The sequence below is a fragment of the Mesorhizobium sp. W067 genome, from assembly GCF_054719525.1.
Genome location: NZ_JBTTII010000001.1, coordinates 5,524,328 through 5,547,490 on the forward strand (window position 1 = coordinate 5,524,328; position 23,163 = coordinate 5,547,490).

Genomic DNA, 23,163 nt, shown 5'->3' on the forward strand with positions numbered 1-23,163 from the left:
GAAAAACCGATATCGCGTTTCTGATAAATGAATTTGCGAAACCGGAATTTTCCGAGCACTTTTCATGTCAGGGACGAAAGCCGCCATCAGAGCGGCAACGTGCCATCGGATGAACTGACGCTTTTCAGCCTGCGGCTGACCGCGGCGGCGACTCGCTTCGCAGTCAGGCGCCAAATGGGAGATTGACGATGAATTCATTCCTGAAGACGTGCACCGCCTTGACGGTCGCGCTGACCTTTTCCGGTCAGGCTGTCGCCCAGGTCAAGGAACTTGGCAAGGGCGAAGGGGAGGTCAGCATCGTTGCCTGGCCGGGGTACATCGAGCGCGGCGAAACCGACAAGGGCTATGACTGGGTGACCTCCTTCGAGAAGGAGAGCGGCTGCAAGGTCAACGTCAAGACCGCGAACACCTCCGACGAGATGGTCTCGCTGATGAATGAGGGTGGGTTCGATCTAGTCACCGCTTCGGGTGACGCATCGCTGCGCCTCGTTGCCGGCAAGCGCGTGCAGCCGATCAACACCGATCTCATCCCGAGCTGGAAGGCGGTAGACGACCGTCTGAAGGATGCGCCCTGGTTCACCGTCGACAAGGTGCATTACGGCGTTCCCTATCAGTGGGGCCCGAACATCCTGATGTACAACACCGATGTCTTCAAGGAAGCGCCCAAGAGCTGGAACGTCGTCTTCGAGGAAATGAACCTGCCGGACGGCAAGTCCAACAAGGGCCGCGTCCAGGCCTATGACGGCCCGATCCACATCGCCGACGCCGCCAACTATTTGATGTTCCACAAGCCGGAACTCGGCATTAAGGACCCGTACGAATTGAACGAAGACCAGTACAAGGCAGCGCTCGAGCTGCTGCGTGTTCAGCGGACGCTGGTCGGCCGCTACTGGCATGACGCCGCCATCCAGGTCGACGATTTCCAGAACGAAGGCGTCGTCGCTTCCGGTTCGTGGCCTTACCAGGTCAACACGCTGGTTGCCGCCAAGAAGCCGGTCGCCTCGACCGTGCCGGAAGAAGGCGTCACCGGCTGGGCCGACACCACCATGATGGAGGCCGACGCCGCGCATCCCAACTGCGCCTATATGTGGCTTGAGCATTCGCTGTCGCCCAAGGTCCAGGGCGATGTCTCGGCCTGGTTCGGCTCGCTCCCCGTGGTGCCCGCTGCCTGCAAGGGCAACGAGCTGCTCGGCGAGGAAGGCTGCAAGACCAACGGCTACGAGAACTTCGACAAGATCAAGTTCTGGAAGACCCCGGTCTCCAAGTGCGCAACCCAGAACGACCAGTGCGTGCCTTACTACCGCTGGGTGTCCGACTATATCGGCGTCATCGGCGGGCGTTGAGCTCCCTTTAACCCACCCCCTTGTGGGGAGGGTCGACGCGCAGCGTCGGGGTGGGGGCAGCGCTGACGTCCGGTGCTAGTCACCCCCACCCGCGGCTTCGCCGCGACCTCCCCATCGAGGGGGAGGTGAAGTGCCGTGCCCGCTGGCCTGATTGGTGGCGGCAAGAGCTATTTCGACGAACCACAAACCGGCAACAGATCAGGACAGCCCATGACCTCGGCCGTTTCCTTCCAGAAAGTCTCTCGCCATTTCGGCAGCGTGCGCGCCGTCGATGCGGTCGATCTCGATATCGTGCCGGGCGAGTTCTTCGCCATGCTCGGTCCGTCGGGGTCCGGCAAGACGACCTGCCTGCGCCTCATCGCCGGCTTCGAGCAGCCGACCTCGGGCTCGATCTCGATCTTCGGCGACCGCGCCGAGGGCGTGCCGCCCTATCGCCGCAACGTCAACACGGTGTTCCAGGACTACGCGCTGTTCCCGCATTTGAACGTGCTGGACAATGTCGCCTACGGGCTGATGGTCAAGGGCATCGCCAAGCCGCAGCGGCAGAAGGCGGCGGAAGAGGCATTGTCACTGGTGCGGCTTCCCGGCTATGGCGCCCGCCGTCCCGGCCAGCTCTCCGGCGGCCAGCGCCAGCGCGTGGCGCTGGCCCGTGCGCTGGTCAACCAGCCCAAGGTGCTTCTGCTCGACGAGCCGCTCGGCGCGCTCGATCTCAAACTGCGCGAGAACATGCAGGAAGAGCTGAAGTCGCTGCAGAAGGCGCTCGGCATCACCTTCGTCTTCGTCACCCACGACCAGGGCGAAGCGCTGTCGATGGCCGACCGCGTCGCCGTCTTCAATGACGGCAAGATCATGCAGATCGGCACGCCGGAAGACATCTACCAGCGGCCGAAGACCCGCTTCGTCGCCGATTTCGTCGGCTCCTCCAACGTACTGCCGCCGGACTTCGTCCAGCGCTATTCCGGCCAGCACCGCTGGGGCAGCCTGCGTCCCGAATCCATCCGCATCGGCCGCGCCGCCAAAGGCGAGGGCGTTGCCGCGCGCCTGGTCGGAACCAACTATCTCGGCGCTACGACCAAGCTGGCGCTCGACGCCGACGGGTTGAGGCTGCACGCCATCGTGCCGGCCGGGACAAAGCTGCCGGCGGAAGGCGAAGCGGTGGTGCTGACGTTCAACCGCGAGCATTTGCATTTGATGGACGAGCCGGCATGATTGAGGTTTGCGCCAAGCACCCCCCTCTGTCCTGCCGGACATCTCCCCCTCAAGCGGGGAGATTGGCTGTTCCTCCCGGTTTCGCCAATCTTCAACGTTGGGGATTTGGCGAGACAGCGAAACTGCTGATCTCCCCCCTTGAGGGGGAGATGTCCGGCAGGACAGAGGGGGGTGTGAAGGAACGCGGCTTCTCAGGGTTCCTTCAGCACGCGGTCGCCCCATGACCATCGCCGCGCTCAACTCAACCTCCGCCCCCGCCATCCTGCCCGGCAGCGGTGGCATGCGCGGCGCACTGTCGGACCTTTTCTGGCGCAAGCCGCAACTGCTGCTGTTCCTCATGCTGGCGCCGCCGGTGCTGTGGTTGGGCGTCGTCTATATCGGTTCGCTGTTCGCGCTCTTGGCGCAGAGCTTTTTCTCGATCGACGAGTTCTCCGGCCTCATCAACCACGAATTCACGCTGAAGACCTATGGCGACCTGTTCCAGCCCGCCAATCTCGACATCATCCTGCGCACGGTGACGATGGCGGTGCTGGTCACGCTGGCCTCGGCCGTCATCGCCTTCCCGATCGCCTATTATGCGGCGCGCTATGCCCGCGGCCGCTGGAAGGCGCTGTTCTATCTCGGAATCATGCTGCCGCTATGGTCGAGTTACCTCGTCAAGATCTACGCCTGGAAGCTGATCCTCGCCAAGGAAGGCATTTTGACCTGGCTGCTCGCCAAATTGCATCTGCTCTGGGTGCTCGATGGCTGGCTGTCGCTGCCGGTCGTCGGCGGCAACTCTTTGTCGGTCTCCGCCACCGGCACCTTCATCGCTTTCGTCTATGTCTGGCTGCCGTTCATGATCCTGCCGGTGCAGGCGGCATTGGAGCGCGTGCCCGGCAATCTGGTCGAGGCGTCCTCCGATCTCGGCGCATCGCCGGGCCAGACCTTCCGCAACGTGCTGTTCCCGCTGGCGCTGCCCGGCATCGTCGCCGGCTCGATCTTCACCTTCTCGCTGACGCTGGGCGACTACATCATCCCACAGATCATCGGCACATCGCGGCTGTTCATCGGGCAGGCCGTCTATTCGCAGCAAGGCACAGCCGGCAACATCCCGCTCGCCGCAGCCTTCACCGTCGTGCCCATCGTCATCATGGGTTTCTATCTCTGGGGCGCCAAGCGCATGGGGGCCTTCGATGCGCTCTGACGGTTCGCAATCCGCTCCGCTCGGCCTCAAGATCGCTGCCGCCTGCGGCCTGCTGTTCCTGCATCTGCCGATCTTGTTGATCTTCGTCTACGCCTTCACCACGGAAGAGAAGAGCTTCGTCTGGCCGCCGCCGGGGCTGACCACACAATGGTTCGCCGTCACCTGGAACCGGCCGGATGTCTGGCAGGCGCTGTCGCTTTCGGTCCGTGTCGCCGCCATCTCGACCGCGATTGCCTTGATACTGGGCACGCTGTGCGCCGCCGCCGTGTCACGGACGAAATTCTTCGGCCGCGAGACGATCTCGCTGCTCGTCATCCTGCCGATCGCGCTGCCCGGCATCATCACCGGCATCGCGTTGCGCTCGGCCTTCTCGCTAGCCGACATCCCGTTCTCGTTCTGGACGATCGTGCTCGGCCACGCCACCTTCTGCGTTGTCGTCGTCTACAACAATGCGGTCGCCCGTTTCCGCCGCACTTCCGGCTCAATGATCGAGGCCTCGATGGATCTCGGCGCCGACGGCTTCCAGACCTTCCGGCACGTCGTGCTGCCCAACATCGCCACCGCTCTGCTTGCCGGGGGGATGCTCGCCTTCGCGCTCTCCTTCGACGAGGTCATCGTCACCACCTTCACCGCCGGCCAGCAGCAGACCGTGCCGATCTGGATGCTGGAAGAGCTGATCCGCCCACGCCAGCGTCCGGTCACCAATGTCGTCGCCATGGTCGTGGTGCTGGTGACGCTGCTGCCCATCCTTGCCGCCTATTACCTGACCCGCGACGGCGACCAGATCGCCGGTTCGGGCAAATGAAGAACAGCGAATAGGGAGTAGCGAATAGCGAATAGGGAGATTGCACGACCAGCCCTATTCGCTACTCGCTATTCGCTACTCGCTCCTGACCAAGGAGAACCCGCATGGACACCCAGATGCTGATCGGCTCGAAGTTCGAGAACGGCACCGACACCGAGGAGCCGATTCTGAATCCAAAGACCGGGGCGACCATTCTCAACCTGCCTGAAGCCAGCCAGGCGCAGATCGAGGCGGCTGTTACTGCCGCCGGGCGAGCGTTCGTCTTGTGGTCACGCACAACGCCGGCGCAGCGCTCCGGCTATCTCCTCAAGATCGCCGACCGCATCGAGGCCAACGCGCGGGAGTTCGCGGCGCTCGAGGCGCTGAATTGCGGCAAGCCGATCAACGCCGTGCTCAATGACGAGATTCCGGCGATCATCGACTGCTATCGCTTCTTTGCCGGCGCTGTGCGTTCGATGCCGGGCGTGGTCGCCGGCGAATACATTCCCGGCCACACCTCGATGGTGCGGCGCGACCCGATCGGCATCGTCGCTTCCATCGCGCCGTGGAACTATCCACTGATGATGATGGCCTGGAAGCTGGCGCCGGCCATTGCCGGCGGCAACACCGTCGTCTTCAAGCCGTCGGAGCAGACGCCGCTGACGGCGTTGAAGCTGGCCAGGATCCTGGCCGAGGTGCTGCCCGAGGGCGTCGTCAATGTCGTGCTCGGCCGCGGCGACAGCGTCGGCAACACGCTGATCAATCACGCCAAGGTCAACATGATTTCGATCACCGGCGACGTCGCCACGGGCAAGAAGGTGCTGCAGGCCGCCGCCAAGTCGGTCAAGCGCACGCATCTGGAACTCGGCGGCAAGGCGCCGGTCATCGTTTTCGACGATGCCGACCTCGGCGCCGTGGTCAACGGCCTGCGCGCTTTCGGCTACTACAATGCCGGGCAGGATTGTACAGCCGCCTGCCGCATCTATGCCGGCAAGAAGATCTACGACAAGCTCGTCGCCGATCTCTCTTCTGCCGTCTCGACCATCAAATACAACCAGCCCGACGACACCGAAAACGAGATCGGGCCGCTGATCTCGCGCCGCCAGCGCGATCGCGTGTCGAGCTTCGTCGAGCGCGCTTCGGAACTGAAGCACATCGAGATCACCACCGGCGGCAAGCCGGGCGCAGGCTCCGGCTTCTACTACCAGCCGACGGTGGTTGCCGGCGCGCTGCAGGAAGACGAGATCGTGCGCCGCGAAGTGTTCGGCCCGGTCGTTTCCATCACCCGCTTCTCCGAAGTCGATGAAGCCGTGAACTGGGCCAATGACAGCGACTACGGCCTGGCATCCTCGGTGTGGACCAAGAACGTCTCGCGCGCCATGGCGACGGCCGCCCGTCTGCAATATGGCTGCACCTGGATCAACACCCATTTCATGCTGACCAACGAGATGCCGCATGGCGGGCTGAAGCAGTCCGGCTACGGCAAGGACATGTCTCTCTATGCGCTGGAGGATTATACCGCCGTTCGTCATGTGATGGTGGCGCATGGGTAGAGGCCGCCACTATCTCTAAAATATTCGCCACCGCGTTTTCTGTATATTAAGCGTGAGTAACCTTTGCGGTACGGCGGGAGTTCACGATTTACTGAATATTCAACCTGAACGAGCAGCCTCTTGCCGGGAAACCGCGCGGCGAGGGGTTTGCGCATGAACACGACCAAGATCAAGCTGGTACTCATTGGCGGCTTCTGTCTGCTGATCGCTGTGTTCGGCGGCAAGGACATGATCAAGAAGAGCGGCTGGCCCGAGGCGCCTGCTGAAATCCTCGCGGTCAATGTCGAATGCGACATGGAATCGACCGCCCACAAGATTGTCTACAAGACCGTCAGCACCGCCACGATCCCGTGCGAACTGGTGGATGCGTTCAAGACGGTCCATGCTGACAAAGAGTGGAAGGTGACCCAGAAATTCACCGGCACCTTGCGCGTCGGCACCGGCGCCGACGCCGTCGAGGCCACGATGGAGCTGAACAAGAACGGTGCCCGCGAACCGCAGGTCGGCGACAAGCTCACCGTCGTCCAGAACCCCGCCAACCCTACCCAGATCGAACACACCGGCATGACCGGCACGCGTTTGACGATCGTCATTGGGGCTGGACTGCTCGGCGCGTTGCTTCTCTATCTTGCTTTCAAACCCCGCCGGCGGATGTCGAGCTCCGCCGTGGCGGGCAACCCTGCCGGAGATGCCGGCGCGGACCAGCGCGCGCGCCAGGCCGACGCCTTGATAGCGGCGGCCCTGGCCAAGCAGGCCACATTGCCCAATCAGCCGGCACGTGTCGCGGCTGCCGGATTGGCCAGGGAAGGGCGGTTTCCCGGGCAGCGGACGAGTTTCGGCCGCCGCAACTGATGGCCGAAAACTGCTGCACCTGCCACGGCTACTCCACGATGCGATAGATGTTCCAAAGGCTGGTGCCCGACACGACGTAGGGCTCCATCTCCTTGCCCCATTTTGCGTGCGCGTCGATCTTGCCGATCTTGGCGAAGAATCCCTCCAACTGGGCAAGGCTTTCGACCTGATGATGCGATTCGACCGTCGCTTCCCGGGCGCCGATCGAACCGGTCATGATCTGGAATTTGAGGTCGGCGATGCCGACCTGAGAGCCGATCTCGCGTTCCCATTTCTTGAGCAGTTCGAGCACGGTCTGCTTGTGTCCGAACTTGGCGTCGATCTGCCATCTGGCGCTGAACATTTTTGTCTCCTCCAGTTATGCGGCCCCAAACCGCGGTTGATCTTTCGCGGTGACCTACTCGTCCCAGGCTTGCACGACGGTCTGTCGCGCAATCCGCCCATTCTTCAGCTCCAGCATCGCCGCGCAGAACACTTTCGTTCCGTCCGGATAGGCGCAGGCCTGGGTGAAGGCGAGATTGTCGCCATCGGCGATGGTGGTGTCGACCTTGTGGGTCATCGCCCGGCTGCAGATGTCGTCCCAGAACGTGCTGATCGCCGCCCGGCCGCGGATCTCGCGCGGCTTGCTCGGCGGATTGTTGCGGTCGATCACCCGCACCAGCGCGTCGTCGGCATAGAAGCTCGCCAGCATCCTGCCGTCCCGTCCTTCGATCGCTTTCTTGATCGCCGCGCCGTCCACGCTTTGCGTCTTTGTCAGCATTTCTTCCTCCATGGCCCGTCGATCGGGCGGTTGATGATCAAGCACTGCCCGGCGCGCACCGCCGGGCGTTTGTCTTTCACTGCGACTTGGCTTTGACGGCTGCGAACACGCCGTCGGTCTGTTGTTTGAAGGTCGCGAAATCGACCTGGCTGCCGTTGAGCATCGTCGACCAGTGGCGCACGATGGCCGCCATCGCGATCGCTTCCTTGATCTCCTCATCGGTCGCGCCATTGAGCTTGGCGGCCTCGGTGTGGAAATAGATGCAGTACTGGCAGGGGATCTGCGAGGCGACGGCCAGCCCCAGCAGTTCCTTGGTCTTGCCGTCGAGCGCGGTCTTGGGGTTGAGCTGCACACCCTTGATCTCGGCCCAGGCGCCGGCAACCGCGACATCGGGCAGCGTCTTGAACATGTCCGGCACTGAGCCGAGCGTCGCCTCGATGTCCTTGTAGGCGGCGGCCGCCGAGGCATCCTCGGCTCTGGCGGGAGCGATCGTGAACAGCGCGCCAACGCCTGCCGCTATCACCAGCGATTTGATCGACCTGTTTGACTTCAGCATTGCATCCTCCATCCGCAGTGCCTTTCCCGGCGACATCCGCCTGGCCTGCATGGAGAGAATTGGTACGCCTCGACCCCACCTGGCCGCTTCGCCCGAAAGCGCCATGGTCCCTATGGCCCGTCCGGGCCAGCCTGCCTGGCGGAAAATGCCGCTGCCGCCGCCCGTGACGGCAAATCGAGCTTCAGCAATATGTTGGCGACATGACGCTTGACCGTATGCTCGCTGAGCCTCAGCTCGGCGGCGATCGCGGCATTGCTCTTGCCGTCGGCGATCAGGATCACCACCTCGCTTTCGCGCGCCGTCAGTTGAGCCGGCTCGGCGGGTTTCGCCTTGGGGCGGCAGGCCGGCTCCAGGTGCTGTTCCGACGTTGCCTGGACCAGCGCCAGCGGCTCGTCCAGCTCATCCACCGTGACACGCCCGGCATCGATGAAATGCAGGCCGGACCCCGCCGCCAGATCGGCGGCCAGCCGCGACGCCAGAATATCGCCGCGCCCGGCATGGGCGGCGATCTGCATCGTCACCCGTGCCATCAGCCCCACCGGCGGCCCGCGCATTTCGACCTCTCCGACATGGGCGCCCTGGGCGCTTGCAATGCCCATATGTTGCGCCGCATCGCGCAGTGCCGCCGCGCAGCGTATGGCCCGCGCCGGCCCGTCGAAGCGCGAGATCATCAATTCGCCATGGATGCCGGCGACGCGTCCGCCATGACGGCCGACCAGCTGCTGCCAGCTCTCCTGGAAGCGCTCGCTACGTTCGCTCCACATGCGGTCGCCAACCCGCGCCGTGTCGTAGATGCGTGTCGCCAGAAGAGCGGCAAGCACGCGCTCCGCTTCGGCCACGGCACGCTCGCCGGTCAGGAATTCCTCGATCAGGTCGGCCACCCGGTCGACATCGCCGGTCCAGATCGGGTGGTCGCGCCCGGGGACCTCGACCAATCGCGCATTGGCGATCTCTTTCGCCAGGAAGCGGCTGGCGTCCGGGTCGACCCGCGCGTCGTTGCGGCGATGAATGAGCAGTGTCGGTGCGCCGATCGCCGAAAGCACGCCGCGCACATCGATTCCGGCATTCATCCGGGCAAGGGCTGCCGCTGCCGTCGGACTGGCCGACAGCCGCTCGAAGCGGCCCCACCACTGGGTGAAATGCGCATCATCTACCCGGCCGGGAGCGAAGTTGGGCAGTGTGGCGCCCGTGCCCCATTCCGTGCCGGCCGTCGCGATGAAGGCCTCGAGGCGCTCCGGCGACATCACCCATTTGTGGAAATGCGCATAACCGCCATAGAGCGCCAGCGCTCGTGTCCGTTCCGGATAGGTGGCGGCAAACAACATTGCCATCGGCGCGCCTTCCGAAGCGCCGAGCAAGGCCGCGCGGCCGCTGCCGGTGGCATCCATCACCGCGCGCACATCGTCCATGCGGGTTTCAAGGCTGGGCAGGTGGCGTGGGTCGACGCGGTCGGACAGGCCGGTGCCGCGCTTGTCGAACAGGATCAGCCGCGAGAACGCCGAGAGCCGTTTCAAGAGCCTGGCGTAGCCCTCGTCTTCCCAATGCAGGTCGAGATTGGAGATGAAGCCGGGCACGAAAACCAGGTCGAACGATCCCTGGCCGACCACCTGATAGGCGATCCGCACGTCGCCGCTGAGGGCATATCGCGTCTCGATCGGCCTCACGTTGCTATCCCGCCCGGCCAGACGATTTCTGATCGCCGACCATAGCAGACGCCTGGCGGATGCGGCAGCCAAACTTTAGAAGACAGGAATATAGCCCGCGGCGAACCGTGTTCGCCCGCCATTTCTGGGGGAGGCTATTTCTGGGGAGCGGCGCTCTCTGCACCCGTGGGTTGGACGTAGCCGATGCTCACATCGGCCTGCTCCTCGGTCTTCGGCCGCTTGATCCTGGCCGAGGCCACGACGACGAGTTCGTCAAAACCTTCGCCGCCACTGTCCAGCATCTCGAAGAACTGCCGGCGCATCCTGGGCTCCCAGAACTTGTTGATGTGCTCGGCCACGCCCGCCACACCTTCCTCGCGGGGCCTTGAATGGAAGAAGGCGGCGATCTGGTTGGCCATGCGCACCAGCTTTTCCCCGGTGCTCGTGATGTGTTCTTCGTCATGCGACATGCTGGGCAACTCCCAAGACCACCCGTTCCGGGTGGGTGAAAACATCGAAATCGTCGCCGCGCACCAGCGCCACCAGCGTCATGCCGGCCTCTTCGGCGGTGCGGATGGCAAGGGCTGTCGGCGCCGACACGGCGATGATGAAGGCGGAGCCGATCGCCGCCGTTTTCTGCACCATCTCCACTGAGACGCGTGATGTCACCACCACCGCGCCCGATGCACCGTCAATGCCGGCCTTGGCCAGCGCGCCGGCCAGTTTGTCCAGCGCATTGTGCCGGCCGACATCCTCGCGCGCCATGACGATGCCTTTGCCGGGAATGTAGAAGCCCGCTGCATGCACGGCGCCGGTTTCTGAATGCAGAGGCTGCACCTTGGACAAAAGCTTTACCGAACGGGTGATGTCGTCGGCTTCAAGCGTAAGCTTGGACGCACCAACCTTATCGACCGAGCGCATCGCTTCCTCGATGGATTCGATGCCGCACAGCCCACAGCCGACCGGGCCGGCGAGCCGCCGCCGCCGCGCCTCGAAGCGCGTATTGGCCTGGTCCTTCAGCCGGATCTGGATATCGATGCCGGCGCCATGGTCCTCGACCTCGATCGCCTCGATCTCGTCAGGCAAACCGATGATGCCTTCGGTCAGCGAGAAGCCGAGCGCGAAATCCTCGAAGTCGGCCGGGCTCGCCATCATCACCGCATGGGTGGTGCCGGCAAACGAGAACGCCACCGGCGTCTCCTCCGGCACCATGCGGTTGGCCGCCGCGGTGCCACTTGCACGGTGGGCGAGGCGAGAGATCTGGCTGATTGGCTGGCGGGAGCGCATCAGGGTCCCTTCATCCAATCCGGTGTCAGTTCCGGAACATCGCGCGCGATGGATTCATAGGCCTTATGATGCCCGTAGCCCATTATGTACGCGACAATGCGGCGAAGGTTGTTGAAATCCTCCTCGGAAGCATGTCCCTGGATATCGAACAAAAACTGGTTCAGGTCGGCGCCTTGCTTCTCACATAGGCGCAGAAGCGTTTCGTAGGCTTCCTTTTGAGTCACTCTTGTTTCCTCCGGCGGCGAGTCTACCCAGACTACTCCGCCGCCTGTAGCGGAGCGATGCGGCGGCTCTGCTCGGCCTGCTCGTTATAGTCGCGCTGCCAGTCCGAAGGTCCGTTCGACGCGCCGACCTGCACTGCGGTCACCTTGTACTCCGGACAATTGGTCGCCCAGTCGGAGAAGTCGGTGGTGATGACGTTGGCCTGCGTGTCCGGATGGTGGAAGGTGGTGTAGACCACGCCCGGCGACACCCGGTCGGTGATCAGCGCACGCAGCGTCGTCTCGCCCGAACGGCTGGTCAGCCGCACCCAGTCGCCATCGCGCAGGCCGCGGTTCTCGGCGTCGTGCGGATGGATCTCCAACCGATCTTCCGAGTGCCACATGACGTTTTCGGTGCGCCTTGTCTGTGCACCGACATTGTACTGGCTGAGAATGCGGCCGGTGGTCAGCAGCAACGGGAAACGCGGCCCGGTCCGCTCGTCGGTCGCGACATATTCAGTGCGGATGAACTTGCCCTTGCCACGCACGAAGCCATCCATATGCATGATCGGTGTGCCGAGCGGCGCCTTCTCGTTGCAGGGCCATTGCACGGATCCGACACGGTCGAGCAGCTCGAAGGACACGCCGGCGAAGCTCGGCGTCGTTTTTGCAACCTCGTCCATGATCTCGGAGGGATGCTGATAGTTCCAGTCCAGCCCGATCGCACGGGCAAGCTCCTGTGTCGCTTCCCAGTCGGCGTAGCGCGCCTTCGGCTCCAGAACCTTGCGCACCATGTTGATGCGGCGCTCGGCATTGGTGAAAGTGCCGTCCTTCTCCAGGAAGGTCGAGCCCGGCAGGAAGACATGCGCGTAGTTGGCGGTCTCGTTGAGGAACAGGTCGTGCACGACCACGCATTCCATCGCCGCCAGGCCGGCCGCGACATGCTTGGTATCAGGGTCCGACTGCAGGATGTCCTCGCCCTGGATGTAGATGCCCTTGAACGAGCCGTCGACGGCGGCATCCAGCATGTTGGGGATGCGCAGGCCCGGTTCGTCGTCGAGCTTCACCCCCCACAACGTCTCATAGATGTCGCGCACCGCCTCGCCGGAGATGTGGCGGTAGCCCGGCAGTTCATGCGGGAACGAGCCCATGTCGCAGGAACCCTGCACGTTGTTCTGGCCGCGCAGCGGGTTCACGCCGACGCCGGGACGGCCGATATTGCCCGTCGCCATGGCAAGGTTGGCGATAGCCATAACCGTGGTCGAACCCTGGCTGTGTTCGGTGACGCCAAGGCCATAATAAATCGCGCCATTGCCGCCCTTGGCATAGAGGCGCGCAGCACCCCGGATCAGTTCGGGGTCGACGCCGGACAGCTTGCCGACGATTTCGGGGCTGTTTTCCGGCAAGGCGACGAAAGAAGCCCAATCCTGGAACTCCGCCCAGTCGCAGCGATCGCGGATGAAGGCTTCCTCGAAAAGCCCTTCGGTAACGATGACATGCGCCAGCGCCGTCAGCACCGCCACGTTGGTGCCGGGCTTCAGCGGCAGGTGATAGTCGGCCTCGATATGCGCTGACTTGACCATTTCGGTGCGGCGCGGATCGAGCACGATCAGCTTGGCGCCCTGGCGCAGCCGCTTTTTCAGCCGCGAGGCGAACACCGGGTGCGCGGAAGCCGGATTGGCGCCGATGATGACGGCGACGTCGGTGAAATCGACGGAATCGAAATCCTGCGTGCCGGCCGAGGTGCCATAGGTCTGGCCGAGGCCGTAGCCGGTCGGCGAGTGGCAGACGCGGGCGCAAGTGTCGACATTGTTGTTGCGGAAGCCTTGGCGCACCAGCTTCTGCACCAGATAGGTCTCTTCATTCGTGCAGCGCGAGGACGTGATACCGCCGATCGAGGTGCGGCCGTATTGATACTGGATACGGCGGAATTCCTTGGCCGTATGGGCGATGGCCTCTTCCCAACTCACTTCGCGCCAGGGATCGCTGACCTTTTCCCGGATCATAGGCGACAGGATGCGGTCCTTGTGGGTGGCATAGCCATAGGCGAAACGGCCCTTCACGCAGGAGTGGCCGTGGTTCGCCTTGCCGTCCTTGTAGGGCATCATGCGAATGACTTCGTCGTCCTTCACTTCTGCCTTGAACGAGCAGCCGACGCCGCAATAGGCGCAGGTGGTGACGGCGGAGCGCTCGGGCATGCCTTTCTCAAGCACGGTCTTTTCACGCAGCGCATCGGTCGGACAGGCCTGCACGCAGGCGCCGCAGGATACGCATTCGGAGGCGATGAAATCCTCGTGCATGCCGGCGACCATGCGCGATTCGAAACCGCGGCCCTCGATCGTCAGCGCGAAGGTGCCCTGCACCTCCTCGCAGGCCCGCACGCAGCGCGAGCAGACGATACATTGCGCCGGATCATAGGTGAAATATGGGTTGGACTCGTCGCGGGCGATGTAGTCGACCGCCAGCGAGCCATGGCCGGGCGCGACGCCGTTTTCCTGCTTGACGTGGTTGCGGCCCTCGATGCCGAAGCGGTTCTCGGTCAGGCCGACCGATTTCGCCACAACGTCGAACTCGCTGGCGCCGGTGCCGGCCTTCTCGTCCCAGCCGGTCGGGTGGTCGGAGACGTAAAGCTCCATGACACCGCGGCGGATGGCGTCGAGCCGCTCGGATTGCGTGCGCACCACCATGCCTTCGCCGACGGGCGTCGTGCAGGATGCCGGCGTGCCGCCGCGCCCGTCGATCTCGACCAGGCAGACGCGGCAGGAGCCGAACGAGTCCAGCATGTCGGTAGCGCAGAGTTTTGGGATCTCGACCCCGCCTTCCATCGCCGCGCGCATGATCGACGTACCCTCCGGCACGCTGATGCTGCGGCCGTCGACGATCAGCGTAACCTGCTTTTGCGCCTTCGATTCCGGGGTTCCGTAATCGAGTTCTTCGATGAGTGTCGGGAAGTCGGCCTTGATATTCATCTGCCAGCTCCTATTCAGCAGCCACGCGCGCCGGCGCGGGCTTGAAATCTTCGGGGAAATGGGTGATCGAGCTCATCACCGGGTAGGGCGTGAAGCCGCCCAGCGCGCAGAGCGATCCGAACTTCATCGTGTTGCAGAGATCGGTGACCAGAGCCAGGTTCTTCTCCGGCTCGATGCCGGCGGCAATCCGGTCGATGGTCTCCACCCCGCGTATCGAGCCGATGCGGCAGGGCGTGCACTTGCCGCAGCTTTCGATGGCGCAGAACTCCATGGCAAAGCGCGCCTGCTTCAGCATGTCGGCCGTGTCGTCGAACACGGTGATGCCGGCATGGCCGATCAGCCCGTCGCGCTTCGCGAACTCTTCGTAGTCGAACGGCGTGTCGAACAGGCCGCGCGGGAAATAGGCGCCGAGCGGGCCGCCGACCTGCACCGCCTTCACCGGGCGACCAGTGGCCGTACCGCCGCCGATATCGTCGACGATTTCGCCCAGCGTCATGCCGAAGGCCGCCTCGAACAGGCCGCCGAATTTGACGTTGCCGGCGATCTGTATCGGGATCGTGCCGCGCGAGCGGCCCATGCCGAAATCCTTGTAGAAGGCCCCACCCTTGTCCATGATGATGGGCACGGAGGCTAGGCTGATGACGTTGTTGATCACCGTCGGCTTGCCGAACAGACCCTGGATTGCCGGCAGCGGTGGCTTGGCTCGGACCACGCCGCGCTTGCCTTCAAGGCTGTTCAGCAGCGACGTTTCCTCGCCGCAGACATAGGCGCCGGCGCCGACGCGGATTTCCATGTCGAAGGCGTTGGGCGAACCCAGCACGCTGACGCCGAGCACGCCTGCCTTGCGGGCGACCTCGACAGCCTTGTTCATGACAGCCACCGCATGCGGATATTCCGAGCGGATATAGACGAACCCCTTGGTCGCCCCGGTGGCGATGCCGGCAATCGCCATGCCTTCGATGAGCACGAAGGGGTCGCCCTCCATAATCATGCGGTCGGCAAAGGTGGCGCTGTCGCCCTCGTCGGCATTGCAGACGATGTATTTGCGGTCAGATGTCGTATCGAGCACCGTCTTCCACTTGATGCCGGTCGGGAAGCCGGCGCCGCCTCGGCCGCGCAAGCCCGATTCCGTGACCTGTTTGACGATGTCGAGCGGCGCCATGGCCACCGCGTTCTGCAGGCCCTTGAGCCCGCCCAGTGACTTGTAGGCATCGAGCGATAGCGGGTCGTTGATGCCGCAACGCGCAAAGGTCAGGCGCGTCTGCTTGGCAAGGAACGGGATTTTGTCGGGCGCGCCCAGCCAGCGCTTGTGATGCCCGCCGGTGAGAAAGCCGCTGTCGAACAGGCTCTTGACGTCCGATGGCTTGACCGGCCCGTAAGCGACGCGGCCCTTTTCGGTCGCGACCTCGACCATCGGTTCGAGGAAATAGGCGCCGCGCGAGCCGTTGCGGACGATCTTGGCCTCGACGCCCCGTTCAGCCAGTTCCGCACGAACAGCCTTGGCGACCTTTTCGGCGCCGAGCGCCAGCGCGCCGGAGTCACCTGGAATGTAGATGCGCGGGATCATGAGCGTACCTCGGCGACGATCTCTTCGATCTTCTCGTCATCGAGCCGCCCGATCACCTCGCCATCCAGCATCGCCGACGGTGAACAGGCGCACAGCCCGAGGCAATAGACGGGCTCAAGTGTAACCGATCCGTCGCGGGTGGTCTCATGGAAATCGATGCCGAGCAACTGCTTGACCTTTGCGGCGATCTCATCCGAACCCATCGACTGGCAGGCTTCCGCCTGGCAGAGCTTGAGCACGTGCCGGCCGGCCGGCCGGGCACGGAAATCATGATAGAAGGTCACAACGCCGTGCACCTCGGCCCTCGACAGGTTCAGCCCATCCGCGATGACCGGCACGGCGTCCTGCGGCACGTGGCCAAATTCTTCCTGGATCTCGTGCAGGATCGGCAGCAGCGGGCCTTCGAGGCCCTTCAACTCCTGGATGATCGCCGCCGTGCGCGACTGTATCTCGGTACTTGCTGGCTGCATCGTCACGCAGCGCCCTCCCTATCATAGCGATCGATGCATATATCGTCCAAAAGCATGAAGCGGTTTTGGAACAACGACATGCCTACGCCGCTTAATCGCTAAGTGCTTAAGAAATCAGAGAAAACCTCTGAAATCAATAAAGCGGTTTCGTTGCACGATAGAAAATTTCTATCGCGCCGATTGACCAGTTATGACTAGCTCAGCGATTGGCGCGGAAATCGTCTGCCAGCGCCATCGCCTCGTCCAGCAGCGCCTGCACCAACGGGGTGTGCGGTTCGCGCGGAGCGGCGACCAGCCCGACAGTGTGGCTGGCATCCGGTTCGACGATCGGAATGGCCCGGATCGGTTCGGAAAAACCGAATGTTTCCGCCAGGTTGAGCGGCATGATCGACGACCATTTGCCTGTCCGTATGTGGGAGAACAGCACGATCATCGAGTTGGATTCCAGTGTCGGCCGCACCTGCACGCCGGCCTCGGCCAGATGCTGGTCGATGATGCGGCGGTTCTGCATGTCCGGCGTCAACAAGCAGAGCGGCAGCTGGCTGATTTCGGCCCATGTCACTTTGTCGCGATCCGAATAGGGATTTCCGACCGCCGTGATCAGCTGGTAGCGCTCGTCATAGAGCGGCACGCTGGTCACCCGTCCGAGAGGCTCGTTGTCGAGATAGGTGATGCCGGCATCGACGTCGAAATTGCCGAGCAGCGACAACACCTCGATCGAGGTGCGCGACAGGATAGAGAAGGTGACGCCCGGATGCTTCTCGCGAAATGGCGTCGTAAGCCGCGCCACCATGGCGAGGGCGGTTGGGATGGCGGCAATACGGATACGCCCGGACAGGCCATGTCGCGCCGCCCGCATCTCTTCGCGCATGGTCCTGGAATCGCCGACGATGCGACGCGCCCACACCAGCACCTGCTTGCCTTCCGGCGTCAGCCCCTGAAAGCGCGAACCGCGATTGACCAGCATGACGCCGAGCTGGCCCTCCAGCTGCTTGATCCCGGCCGACAAGGTCGGCTGCGTGACGCCGCACGCTTCCGCCGCCCGGCCGAAATGCTCCTCCTTGGCCAGCGCGATGAAGAATTCGAGCTTGTCGATCATACCATCCGTCCGTTCGTTGCGCGCAAGGTCGGAGAAATTGCCTTTCGCCGCAAGCTCTACCCGCAATTGGCCATGCATCCACATCTTTGGGCCGGCTGGCTGTTTCCCCCGGCCGAACACGGCGCTATGTGGTTGGATGGAATACGAGGAGATCGGACATGCTGGGCTGGTTCCGCAAGCTTTTGCCGCGCGAAGATCGCTTCTTCGACCTCTTTGAACGGCATTCCCGCACCGTGGTCGGCGGCGCCGAGGCGCTGGAGCAGCTCCTGCAGGGCAAGGACATCGATCGTTGGTGCCAGAAGATCATCGATCTCGAGGACGAGGCCGATCATATCACGGCCGAAGTGCTGCTGGCGGTGCGGCGTTCCTTCATCACGCCCTTCGATCGCGGCGACATCAAGGACCTGATCCAGTCGATGGATGACGCCATCGACATGATGCACAAGACCGTCAAGACGGTGAAGCTGTTCGAAAAGAAGGAATTCGACCCGCTGATGCAGGAGATGGGCGGCGTCATCGTTGCCGCCTCCAGGCTGGTTGCCGAAGCAATCCCGCTGCTCAGCAAGGTCGGCACGCACACGGTACGCCTCAACGCCATCGCCGAAGAGGTGATGCGCGTCGAAAGCCGCGCCGACGATCTGCATGAGCAGGGATTGAAGGACCTGTTCAAGCGGCATGGCCGCAGCGATCCGATGGCCTACCTGATCGGCTCGGAGATCTACGGCCAGCTGGAGAAGGTGGTCGACCGCTTTGAGGACGTCGCCAACGAGATCAGCGGCATCGTCATCGAGAACGTTTAGGCAATGGAAGCCACCATCGCCTTTCCCGTGCTGATCGGCCTTGTCGCCGTCGCGCTGTTTTTCGATTTTCTCAACGGCCTGCACGATGCAGCGAACTCCATCGCCACCATCGTCTCCACCCGCGTGCTGAGACCGCAATATGCGGTCCTGTGGGCGGCTTTCTTCAATTTCATCGCCTTCATGTTCTTCGGCCTTCACGTGGCTGAAACCGTGGGAAAAGGTATCGTCGACGTCAGCATCGTCACGCCGGCGGTGATCTTCTCGGCGCTCGTCGGCGCCATCGTCTGGAACATCGTCACCTGGATTGCCGGCATCCCGTCCAGCAGTTCGCATGCCCTGATCGGCGGGCTTGTCGGCGCCGGCGTTGCAAAGGCTGGGCCCGGCGCCATCGTCTGGACCGGGCTTGGCAAGACGGTCGCCGCAATCGTCGTGTCGCCGGCGACAGGGTTTGTTCTGGCGCTGGTCCTCATCCTGGCCGTTTCCTGGCTGTTCGTGCGCCAGACACCGTTCGCCGTCGACAGCACTTTCCGCGTCATGCAGTTCTTTTCGGCCTCGCTTTATTCGCTAGGGCACGGCGGCAACGACGCCCAGAAAACCATGGGCATCATCGCCGTGCTGCTCTATTCGCAAGGTATGCTCGGCGGGACGTTCTACGTGCCGCTGTGGGTCGTCCTCACCTGTCAGACAGCACTGGCGCTCGGCACTTTGTTCGGCGGCTGGCGCATCGTCCACACGATGGGCTCGAAGATCACCCGGTTGAACCCGATGCAGGGCTTCTGCGCCGAGACCGGCGGCGCCATCACCCTGTTTGCCGCCACCTGGCTCGGCGTTCCCGTGTCGACCACCCATACCATCACCGGGGCCATCATCGGTGTCGGCGCCGCCCGCCGCGTCTCGGCCGTGCGCTGGGGCATTGCCGGCAACATCGTCATCGCCTGGATCGTCACCTTGCCGGCCACGGCTGCAATTTCGGCGCTCACCTACCTAGCGGTTGGCCTGGCAGGGTGAGGCGGACACCGGTGGTGCTTGGAGTCGCTGCCAATCTGCACTATCTGAGCCGCAGCCAAACGCCTAGGGAACAATGCATGTCCGTCACCAAGGAAATCGTCACCGAGCGTCTGAAGACGGTCAACGGGCCGGACTTCACCGGCAACATCGTCGACCTCGGCATGGTTTCGGAGATTTTCATCGCCGATTCGAAAGTGTTTTTCTCGATCACCGTTCCCGCCGCCCGCGCACAGGAGATGGAGCCGCTGCGCGCCGCAGCCGAGCGTGTCGTCAAGGCGATCCCTGGTGTCGCCGGCGCCGTCGTCGCGCTGACGGCGGAGAAGAAGGGCGGCGGCATGGAGGCTCCGGTTGCGTCGCGTCCCGCGCCCAGGCCCGCACCGCCGGCTGCGCCAGCCGCGCCGCGCCCAGCTCCACACTCTCCAGCCCCGCACGCCCCGGCCTCGCAAAGCTCGGGCAAGCGCGGCGTGCCCGGCATCGAGGCGATCATCGCGGTGGCGTCCGGCAAGGGCGGCGTCGGCAAGTCGACCACCGCTGTCAACATCGCGCTTGGCCTCGCCGCCAACGGTTTGCGTGTCGGCGTGCTCGATGCCGATATTTATGGGCCGTCCATGCCCAGGCTGCTCAACATCCATGGCCGGCCGCAGACCGTCGACGGCAAGATCCTGAAACCGATGGAGAATTACGGCCTTAAGGTGATGTCGATGGGCTTCCTCGTCGACGAGGAGACGCCGATGATCTGGCGCGGTCCGATGGTGATGTCGGCGCTGACGCAGATGCTGCGCGAGGTCGAATGGGGCCGCCTCGACGTGCTCGTCGTCGACATGCCGCCCGGCACCGGCGACGCCCAGCTGACCATGGCCCAGCAGGTGCCGCTGGCCGGCGCCGTCATCGTCTCGACGCCGCAGGACCTGGCGCTGATCGACGCCCGCAAAGGATTGAATATGTTCAAGAAGGTCGACGTGCCGCTGCTCGGCATCGTCGAGAACATGAGCTATTTCATAGCCCCCGATACCGGCAAGCGCTACGACATCTTTGGCCATGGCGGGGCGCGGCGCGAGGCCGAGCGACTCGGCGTGACCTTCCTCGGCGAAGTGCCGCTGGAAATGGGAATTCGCGAAAGTTCTGATGAAGGCTCGCCCGTGGTGGCGTCGAAGCCCGACAGCCCCGAGGCGAAGATTTACCGCGATATTGCTTCGAAGGTCTGGGACCGGGTCAACGAAGAACGCGGCGCGGCCGAAGCGGCGGTGCCGAACATCGTGTTCGAGTAGCTCGGATATCCCTCCCCCTTGAGGGGAGGGTCGCCCGAAGGGCCGGGTGGGGTCCGCGGTGACACGCTCGACGCTATTTCTTTACAAGTCGAGGCAGCTCAACTCACGTTGAGGCAGTTGAGGCGACCCCACCCGCCTCGCTTCACGAGGCACCCTCCCCTAAAGGGGGAGGGGAACCCACCTTCTCGCCAAAGCTTGAAAAGAACTGCCCGGCCAGCTTCTTCGAAGTCGATTCGATGAGCCGGCTGCCGAGTTGGGCGATCTTGCCGCCGACTTCGGCTTTGGCCGCGTATTTGAGGACTGTCCCATCCGGCCCGTCCGCCGTCAGCGTCACGTCGGCGCCACCCTTGGCGAAGCCGGCAATACCGCCCTTGCCCTCGCCCTGGATGGTGTAGGAGTGCGGCGGCTTCAGGTTCTTCAGCGTCACCTCGCCGTTGAATGTCGCCTTGATCGGTCCGATCTTCAGGACCACCGTCGCCGCCATTTCGGTCGGCGATTTCATCTCCAGGTGCTGGCAGCCGGGAATGGTCGCCTGCAAAACCTTCGGATCGTTCAGCGCGTCCCACACTTTCTGCAGGGGGGCGGCAATGCGTTCCTCGCCTTCGATCACCAAAGCCATCGACACCTCCCGGACAGACTTCGAAGGCCTAACGCACGGTCTGGTCTGTGTCTATCGCACCAAAGTCCGGTTGCGACGGTGCGCCCTCTTGCCTGCTTCCGCGCGTTGCCATATCGATTTGTCTTACAAATACGGAGACCATGATGGCAGGCGCCCCCACCGGAAAGAAGAAATTTCGCTCGCAGGAGTGGTTCGACAATCCCGACAATCCAGGCATGACCGCGCTCTACCTCGAGCGCTACCTGAACTATGGCCTGACGCGGGCCGAGCTGATGTCGGGCAAGCCGCTGATCGGCATCGCCCAGACCGGCTCGGATCTGTCGCCATGCAACCGCCACCATATCGAGCTCGCCAAGCGCGTGCGCGAAGGCATCGTCTCGATGGGCGGCATCCCCTTCGAATTCCCGTGCCATCCGATCCAGGAGACCGGCAAGCGCCCGACCGCGGCACTCGACCGCAACCTTGCCTATCTCGGCCTGGTCGAAGTGCTTTACGGTTATCCGCTCGACGGCGTCGTGCTGACCATCGGCTGCGACAAAACCACGCCGGCGCTGCTGATGGCGGCGGCCACCGTCAATATTCCGGCCATAGCACTTTCGGTCGGACCGATGCTCAATGGCTGGCACAAGGGCAAGCGCACGGGATCGGGCACCATCGTCTGGGAATCGCGCCAGCGCCTCTCGGCCGGCGAGATCGACTATGACGAGTTCATGGACATCGTCGCCTCATCGGCGCCGTCGACCGGCTATTGCAACACCATGGGCACCGCCACCACGATGAACTCGCTGGCCGAGGCGCTCGGCATGCAATTGCCGGGCTCGGCTGCCATTCCGGCACCCTACCGCGAGCGCGGCCAGATCTCCTATGAGACGGGCAAGCGCATCGTCGAGATGGTGCATGAGGATCTGAAGCCATCCGACATCATGACGCGCAAGGCGTTCGAGAACGCCATTGTCGTCAATTCGGCGATTGGCGGCTCGACCAACGCGCCGATCCACCTCAACGCGATTGCCCGCCATCTCGGCGTGCCGCTCACCAATGACGACTGGCAGACGGTCGGCCTCCATGTGCCGCTCATCGTCAATCTGCAGCCATCGGGCGAATATCTCGGCGAGGACTATCATCATGCCGGCGGCGTGCCGGCTGTGGTGGCCGAACTGATGAAGGCCAAGCTGCTGCCTTATCCCGAAGCGATGACCGTCAACGGGAAATCGATCGGCGACAATTGCAAGGATGTCGCCAACGAGAACACCGACGTCATCCGCACCGTCGCCGAGCCGCTGAAGGCCAATGCCGGCTTCATCAATCTCAGCGGCAATCTGTTCGATTCCGCAATCATGAAGATGAGCGGCATCTCGCCGGAATTCCGCGAACGCTATCTCTCCAACCCGAACGACCCGGAAGCCTTCGAGGGCAACGCCATGGTCTTCGATGGTCCCGAGGACTACCACGCCCGCATCGACGATCCGGCGCAAGGCATCGACGAGCACACCATCCTGTTCATGCGCGGCGCTGGCCCAATCGGCTATCCCGGCGGCGCCGAGGTCGTCAACATGCAGCCGCCCGCCTATCTCATCAAGAAGGGCATTCACGCGCTGGCCTGCATCGGCGATGGCCGCCAGTCGGGCACATCCGGCTCGCCGTCTATCCTCAACGCTTCGCCGGAGGCCGCCATTGGCGGCGGCCTGGCGCTGCTCAAGACCGGCGACCGTGTGCGCATCGATTTACGGAAAGGCACTGCCAACATCCTCGTCACCGACGAGGAAATCACGCGCCGCCGTGCCGAACTGCAGGTCGATGGCGGCTATCATTATCCCAAGCATCAGACGCCATGGCAGGAGATCCAGCGCTCCATGGTCGACCAGTTCTCGGAGGGCATGGTGCTGAAGCCGGCGGTGAAATACCAGGACGTCGCGCACACCAGCGGCGTGCCGAGGGACAACCACTGAGCACCCGCTTGATATGAAAATGCCGGCCTGATCGGGCCGGC

Annotated in this window: 22 protein-coding genes; 10 read left to right on the plus strand and 12 right to left on the minus strand. The window is 63.5% G+C overall.

Going from position 1 to position 23,163, the window contains the following annotated elements:
* The first annotated feature begins 188 nt into the window (after positions 1–188).
* From ACYG97_RS26920 to ACYG97_RS26945, 6 genes are all read left to right on the plus strand, one after another.
* The gene (locus tag ACYG97_RS26920; RefSeq protein ID WP_023692632.1) at positions 189–1,343 is read left to right on the plus strand and encodes an ABC transporter substrate-binding protein; all 1,155 of its coding nucleotides are present in this window, start codon (positions 189–191) and stop codon (positions 1,341–1,343) included.
* A 210-nt stretch (positions 1,344–1,553) separates the two neighbouring features.
* Positions 1,554–2,552 carry an ABC transporter ATP-binding protein gene (locus tag ACYG97_RS26925; RefSeq protein ID WP_023732490.1) on the plus strand — a complete coding sequence of 333 codons (999 nt, stop codon included), beginning with the start codon at positions 1,554–1,556 and terminating at the stop codon, positions 2,550–2,552.
* A 220-nt stretch (positions 2,553–2,772) separates the two neighbouring features.
* Positions 2,773–3,738 (plus strand): ABC transporter permease, encoded by a 966-nt coding sequence (locus tag ACYG97_RS26930; RefSeq protein ID WP_023732489.1) that lies wholly within the window; start codon positions 2,773–2,775, stop codon positions 3,736–3,738.
* Positions 3,728–4,543: an ABC transporter permease gene (locus ACYG97_RS26935; protein WP_023673416.1), complete on the plus strand. Its 816-nt coding sequence runs from the start codon at positions 3,728–3,730 to the stop codon at positions 4,541–4,543. The genes ACYG97_RS26930 and ACYG97_RS26935 overlap by 11 nt, the downstream gene beginning before the upstream one ends.
* Positions 4,544–4,647: 104 nt before the next feature.
* The gene (locus ACYG97_RS26940; protein WP_023732488.1) at positions 4,648–6,075 is read left to right on the plus strand and encodes a gamma-aminobutyraldehyde dehydrogenase; all 1,428 of its coding nucleotides are present in this window, start codon (positions 4,648–4,650) and stop codon (positions 6,073–6,075) included.
* Between the two features lie 153 nt (positions 6,076–6,228).
* Complete coding sequence (locus ACYG97_RS26945) at positions 6,229–6,927, plus strand: DUF3592 domain-containing protein (RefSeq protein WP_023732487.1); 699 nt, start codon at positions 6,229–6,231, stop codon at positions 6,925–6,927.
* A gap of 28 nt (positions 6,928–6,955) precedes the next feature.
* Here the strand turns inward: ACYG97_RS26945 and ACYG97_RS26950 are convergent, their stop codons facing one another.
* The 11 genes from ACYG97_RS26950 to ACYG97_RS27000 all read right to left on the minus strand — a co-directional run bounded on the left by ACYG97_RS26950 (position 6,956) and on the right by ACYG97_RS27000 (position 17,478).
* Positions 6,956–7,270, minus strand: a complete 315-nt coding sequence (locus ACYG97_RS26950) for a hypothetical protein (protein ID WP_023732486.1) — start codon at positions 7,268–7,270, stop codon at positions 6,956–6,958.
* Positions 7,271–7,324: 54 nt separating this feature from the next.
* Complete coding sequence (locus tag ACYG97_RS26955) at positions 7,325–7,687, minus strand: nuclear transport factor 2 family protein (protein WP_023688799.1); 363 nt, start codon at positions 7,685–7,687, stop codon at positions 7,325–7,327.
* A 76-nt stretch (positions 7,688–7,763) separates the two neighbouring features.
* Complete coding sequence (locus tag ACYG97_RS26960; RefSeq protein WP_023688798.1) at positions 7,764–8,243, minus strand: carboxymuconolactone decarboxylase family protein; 480 nt, start codon at positions 8,241–8,243, stop codon at positions 7,764–7,766.
* A 110-nt stretch (positions 8,244–8,353) separates the two neighbouring features.
* On the minus strand, positions 8,354–9,907 hold the full coding sequence (locus ACYG97_RS26965; RefSeq protein WP_023732485.1) for an alpha/beta fold hydrolase: 1,554 nt from the start codon (positions 9,905–9,907) through the stop codon (positions 8,354–8,356).
* Positions 9,908–10,041: 134 nt separating this feature from the next.
* Entirely contained in the window at positions 10,042–10,356 is a 315-nt protein-coding gene (locus ACYG97_RS26970) for a formate dehydrogenase subunit delta (RefSeq protein WP_023688796.1), read from the minus strand.
* Positions 10,346–11,173: a formate dehydrogenase accessory sulfurtransferase FdhD gene (fdhD, locus tag ACYG97_RS26975; RefSeq protein ID WP_023698930.1), complete on the minus strand. Its 828-nt coding sequence runs from the start codon at positions 11,171–11,173 to the stop codon at positions 10,346–10,348. Before fdhD ends, ACYG97_RS26970 begins: the two co-directional genes overlap by 11 nt.
* Positions 11,173–11,397 (minus strand): hypothetical protein, encoded by a 225-nt coding sequence (locus ACYG97_RS26980; RefSeq protein ID WP_023688794.1) that lies wholly within the window; start codon positions 11,395–11,397, stop codon positions 11,173–11,175. Before ACYG97_RS26980 ends, fdhD begins: the two co-directional genes overlap by 1 nt.
* 32 nt (positions 11,398–11,429) lie before the next feature.
* Positions 11,430–14,342 (minus strand): formate dehydrogenase subunit alpha, encoded by a 2,913-nt coding sequence (gene fdhF, locus ACYG97_RS26985; RefSeq protein ID WP_023732483.1) that lies wholly within the window; start codon positions 14,340–14,342, stop codon positions 11,430–11,432.
* Between the two features lie 10 nt (positions 14,343–14,352).
* Entirely contained in the window at positions 14,353–15,909 is a 1,557-nt protein-coding gene (locus ACYG97_RS26990) for a formate dehydrogenase beta subunit (RefSeq protein ID WP_023732482.1), read from the minus strand.
* Positions 15,906–16,379 (minus strand): formate dehydrogenase subunit gamma, encoded by a 474-nt coding sequence (locus ACYG97_RS26995; RefSeq protein ID WP_031261903.1) that lies wholly within the window; start codon positions 16,377–16,379, stop codon positions 15,906–15,908. Before ACYG97_RS26995 ends, ACYG97_RS26990 begins: the two co-directional genes overlap by 4 nt.
* A 199-nt stretch (positions 16,380–16,578) precedes the next feature.
* Positions 16,579–17,478 (minus strand): LysR family transcriptional regulator, encoded by a 900-nt coding sequence (locus ACYG97_RS27000; protein ID WP_023688790.1) that lies wholly within the window; start codon positions 17,476–17,478, stop codon positions 16,579–16,581.
* 158 nt (positions 17,479–17,636) lie between these two features.
* Between ACYG97_RS27000 and ACYG97_RS27005 the strand changes: the two genes are divergently transcribed.
* The 3 genes from ACYG97_RS27005 to ACYG97_RS27015 all read left to right on the plus strand — a co-directional run bounded on the left by ACYG97_RS27005 (position 17,637) and on the right by ACYG97_RS27015 (position 20,554).
* Positions 17,637–18,278, plus strand: coding sequence for a DUF47 domain-containing protein (locus ACYG97_RS27005; protein ID WP_023673429.1), 642 nt, complete (start codon positions 17,637–17,639; stop codon positions 18,276–18,278).
* A 3-nt stretch (positions 18,279–18,281) separates the two neighbouring features.
* A complete protein-coding gene (locus ACYG97_RS27010) occupies positions 18,282–19,286 on the plus strand; it encodes an inorganic phosphate transporter (protein ID WP_023703518.1) in 1,005 nt (334 codons plus the stop codon).
* Between the two features lie 77 nt (positions 19,287–19,363).
* The gene (locus ACYG97_RS27015; protein WP_023732480.1) at positions 19,364–20,554 is read left to right on the plus strand and encodes an Mrp/NBP35 family ATP-binding protein; all 1,191 of its coding nucleotides are present in this window, start codon (positions 19,364–19,366) and stop codon (positions 20,552–20,554) included.
* Positions 20,555–20,696: 142 nt separating this feature from the next.
* On the opposite strand, the gene ACYG97_RS27020 is transcribed toward ACYG97_RS27015, so the two are convergent.
* Positions 20,697–21,173, minus strand: a complete 477-nt coding sequence (locus ACYG97_RS27020; RefSeq protein ID WP_023732479.1) for an SRPBCC family protein — start codon at positions 21,171–21,173, stop codon at positions 20,697–20,699.
* Positions 21,174–21,316: 143 nt separating this feature from the next.
* On the opposite strand from ACYG97_RS27020, the gene ACYG97_RS27025 reads away from it, so the two are divergent.
* Positions 21,317–23,122: an IlvD/Edd family dehydratase gene (locus ACYG97_RS27025; RefSeq protein ID WP_023688786.1), complete on the plus strand. Its 1,806-nt coding sequence runs from the start codon at positions 21,317–21,319 to the stop codon at positions 23,120–23,122.
* Positions 23,123–23,163 lie beyond the last annotated feature (41 nt).

Coding starts and splice junctions, on each gene's coding strand:
- ACYG97_RS27015 (WP_023732480.1), top strand. CDS start 19,364: ATGTCCGTCACCAAGGAAATCGTCACCGAGCGTCTGAAGACGGTCAAC.
- ACYG97_RS26945 (WP_023732487.1), top strand. CDS start 6,229: ATGAACACGACCAAGATCAAGCTGGTACTCATTGGCGGCTTCTGTCTG.
- ACYG97_RS26990 (WP_023732482.1), bottom strand. CDS start 15,909: ATGATCCCGCGCATCTACATTCCAGGTGACTCCGGCGCGCTGGCGCTC.
- ACYG97_RS26940 (WP_023732488.1), top strand. CDS start 4,648: ATGGACACCCAGATGCTGATCGGCTCGAAGTTCGAGAACGGCACCGAC.
- ACYG97_RS27025 (WP_023688786.1), top strand. CDS start 21,317: ATGGCAGGCGCCCCCACCGGAAAGAAGAAATTTCGCTCGCAGGAGTGG.
- ACYG97_RS26995 (WP_031261903.1), bottom strand. CDS start 16,379: ATGCAGCCAGCAAGTACCGAGATACAGTCGCGCACGGCGGCGATCATC.
- ACYG97_RS27005 (WP_023673429.1), top strand. CDS start 17,637: ATGCTGGGCTGGTTCCGCAAGCTTTTGCCGCGCGAAGATCGCTTCTTC.
- ACYG97_RS27010 (WP_023703518.1), top strand. CDS start 18,282: ATGGAAGCCACCATCGCCTTTCCCGTGCTGATCGGCCTTGTCGCCGTC.
- ACYG97_RS26920 (WP_023692632.1), top strand. CDS start 189: ATGAATTCATTCCTGAAGACGTGCACCGCCTTGACGGTCGCGCTGACC.
- ACYG97_RS26950 (WP_023732486.1), bottom strand. CDS start 7,270: ATGTTCAGCGCCAGATGGCAGATCGACGCCAAGTTCGGACACAAGCAG.
- ACYG97_RS26970 (WP_023688796.1), bottom strand. CDS start 10,356: ATGTCGCATGACGAAGAACACATCACGAGCACCGGGGAAAAGCTGGTG.
- ACYG97_RS26935 (WP_023673416.1), top strand. CDS start 3,728: ATGCGCTCTGACGGTTCGCAATCCGCTCCGCTCGGCCTCAAGATCGCT.
- ACYG97_RS26925 (WP_023732490.1), top strand. CDS start 1,554: ATGACCTCGGCCGTTTCCTTCCAGAAAGTCTCTCGCCATTTCGGCAGC.
- fdhD (WP_023698930.1), bottom strand. CDS start 11,173: ATGCGCTCCCGCCAGCCAATCAGCCAGATCTCTCGCCTCGCCCACCGT.
- ACYG97_RS27020 (WP_023732479.1), bottom strand. CDS start 21,173: ATGGCTTTGGTGATCGAAGGCGAGGAACGCATTGCCGCCCCCCTGCAG.
- ACYG97_RS26930 (WP_023732489.1), top strand. CDS start 2,773: ATGACCATCGCCGCGCTCAACTCAACCTCCGCCCCCGCCATCCTGCCC.
- fdhF (WP_023732483.1), bottom strand. CDS start 14,342: ATGAATATCAAGGCCGACTTCCCGACACTCATCGAAGAACTCGATTAC.
- ACYG97_RS26960 (WP_023688798.1), bottom strand. CDS start 8,243: ATGCTGAAGTCAAACAGGTCGATCAAATCGCTGGTGATAGCGGCAGGC.
- ACYG97_RS26955 (WP_023688799.1), bottom strand. CDS start 7,687: ATGCTGACAAAGACGCAAAGCGTGGACGGCGCGGCGATCAAGAAAGCG.
- ACYG97_RS27000 (WP_023688790.1), bottom strand. CDS start 17,478: ATGATCGACAAGCTCGAATTCTTCATCGCGCTGGCCAAGGAGGAGCAT.